The sequence below is a fragment of the Pseudoalteromonas sp. SR45-5 genome, from assembly GCF_014163565.1.
GTDB classification, from domain to species: domain Bacteria; phylum Pseudomonadota; class Gammaproteobacteria; order Enterobacterales; family Alteromonadaceae; genus Pseudoalteromonas; species Pseudoalteromonas distincta.
On record NZ_JACJDN010000937.1, the window covers coordinates 1 to 1,029 of the forward strand.

1 protein-coding gene is annotated in these 1,029 nt (G+C 35.1%); it reads right to left on the reverse strand.

Going from position 1 to position 1,029, the window contains the following annotated elements; all coding sequences use genetic code 11:
* The coding region (locus H5072_RS20205) for a lysophospholipid acyltransferase family protein (protein ID WP_182694607.1) at window positions 1-856 on the reverse strand (856 nt) is incomplete at its 3' end.
* Window positions 857-1,029 lie beyond the last annotated feature (173 nt).

Genomic DNA, 1,029 nt, shown 5'->3' on the forward strand with positions numbered 1-1,029 from the left:
GGTTATTCTCTTGCCAAGGCGTTACAAAGCGCTCATCGTTTAAGTAACACTGCAAGCGCGCAAGTGCGTTTATGTCGTCAGTTTTTTCAAACTTATTTAATAATTTGGGTGTAAGTAAATTACCAACGCTTAAGCTAATAGAGCTTTTTTGAATTTTAAGTAATTCGCGTATTAGCATTAATAATCTAAATCGGTAGTAAACACGCCCCAAGTTATAAAAGGTTGAGCTATTCTGGCCGCTAATAAATACAGGCAATAAAGGGGCTTGTGTTCTTAAAGCTAGTTGAGCGGCTAAGCGATTCCATTGCCCGTCAGTTACACGTTGTTTTTCTGATTGAAAAAATGACACTCTTCCCGCAGGAAAAACCACAAGTAAGCCATCATTTTTAACATGACTAAAGCACTGTTTTATTGCGCTGGTATTAATGGCTGCTTTTGGTTTTAGTGGGTTAGCAAAAATAAAATAGTCTTTAATTTCTTTAAATATTTTTAAACCCACGTTAGCCATTACTTTTGTATCGCTACGATAATGGGTGAGTAAATTTGCAATAATTACGCCCTCAATCATGCCATAAGGATGATTACATACCACTATGCAAGGGCCATGCTTTGGTATTTTGTTAATAACACCTTGTGCACCAAGCACATTAATACCTAATACATTTAACAACTTTTCACTAAACTCTTGTTTATCTAAACCCGATAAATTATTAGAGAGGTATATATCACGTAGCTTATTGATGCCCAATAGGCTATCGAGCAGCGGAGCGGCTATTTTTAGTATATGACTCAAAGGAGAAACGGTGCTTATTGCCGCTACACTTAAGTTTGATACGGGGTGGTTTAATTTTGTCATATACGTTGATGCTCTTAAATTTTTATAGCTGTTGTGTATATTTAGACCGAGGAAAAACCACATTATGTTCAAATTAGGTTAATTAAGTTTGTTTAAAAGCGTAAAAATAATACTCAAATAGTCTTTTAAGTGCTAAATGGTTGTAGGTTATTAAGAAAATAGAAGAGGGTTTT